Source organism: Protofrankia sp. Cr1 (assembly GCF_963555865.1).
Classification (GTDB): domain Bacteria; phylum Actinomycetota; class Actinomycetes; order Frankiales; family Frankiaceae; genus Protofrankia.
This window is the reverse complement of sequence record NZ_CAUVXO010000708.1, coordinates 1,158-2,512: the sequence shown is the minus strand read 5'-3', so window position 1 is coordinate 2,512 and position 1,355 is coordinate 1,158. Positions and strand designations below refer to the sequence as shown.

Sequence of the window (1,355 nt, the reverse complement as noted above, 5' to 3'; positions counted from 1 at the left end):
GACCACCTGTAGTTACGTTACAGGAGCGTGATGTCGGCTTCGCCTTCGGCGGCTACCGCGGTGCCGTCGTGGCGTGCGGACCGCGGTGAGGGCAACCAGCAGCGGGTGTCGAGCACGGCACGGGCGTAGCGTGCCACCAGGTCCCGCCCGAAGGCGTCATGATCGACCAGGACGACCACCAGGTCGGCGGCGGCCAGTTCCTGGGCGTCGGCCTCGACGAAGGTCACCCCCGACGGCAGGCACGAGTCGTCGACGTGCGGGTCCGCGGCCCGCACGTCCGCGCCGAGCGCATCAAGGAGCACGGCGACCCGCACCGCCGAGGACTCCCGCGCGTCACCGGTGTTCTTCTTGTAGGCCAGACCCAGCAGGAGAATCCGGCTTCCGTTCACGGCCATCCGACGACGGTTGAGTATTTCCACGACCCGCCGTACGACGTGGTCGGGCATGTTGTCGTTGACGTCGTTGGCGAGCTCCACGAACCGGAAGCTGCGCCCGAGGCTACGGCGCACCCGCCACGACAGGTAGGACGGGTCGATGGGCAGACAGTGCCCGCCGACCCCGGGGCCGGGGCTGAACCGCAGGAAGCCGAACGGTTTCGTCGCCGCCGCCTCAATGGCCTCCCAGACGTCGACGCCCAGCTCATGGGCGAACATCGCCAGTTCGTTCACCAGTGCGATGTTGACGTGCCGGAAGGTGTTCTCCAGCAGCTTGGTCAGTTCCGCGGTGCGCACGCAGGCCACCGGCACGGTCCGCTCGACAAGGGTGTCGTAGAACTCCCGAACGGCCCGCAGCGACGCCACGTCGATCCCCGAGACCACCTTCGGAGTGTTGACCAGGTTCCAGGTCGGGTTGCCCGGGTCGATCCGCTCGGGCGAGTACCCGAGGAAGAAGGAGCCCCCGGCGACCAGCCCGGAGAACTCTTCCAGGATCGGCCCGAACAGTTCGTCGGTGGTTCCCGGGTAGGTCGTGGACTCCAGCACCACGGTCGCCCCGGGCGCGAGGCGCGCACCGAGGCTGCGCCCGGCGCTTTCGATGTAGGAGAGATCCGGGATACCTTCACGCAACGGCGTCGGTACCGTCACCACAGCCACGTCGAACCCGGCGGCGTCCTCATAGTTCGACGATGCGTAGTACCGGCCGCTCTCCAGAGCGGCGGCCACCGTCGAATCCGGGACGTCCTCCACGTACGACTCGCCGATTCCCAGGCGCTTGACCCGGCCTTCGTCGATCTCGATCCCGACCACGGACCAGCCAACCTCGACCGCCCGCATCGCCAGCGGCAGGCCCACATAGCCCTGACCCACCACCACCAACTTTCCGCAACGACTCATATACAGATCGTGACAGACCTAACG

1 protein-coding gene is annotated in these 1,355 nt (G+C 67.5%); it reads right to left on the bottom strand.

What is annotated here, in order from left to right; genetic code table 11:
- Positions 1-17 precede the first annotated feature (17 nt).
- A complete protein-coding gene (locus U9980_RS28340; RefSeq protein WP_322750722.1) occupies positions 18-1,331 on the bottom strand; it encodes a nucleotide sugar dehydrogenase in 1,314 nt (437 codons plus the stop codon).
- Positions 1,332-1,355: the final 24 nt, after the last annotated feature.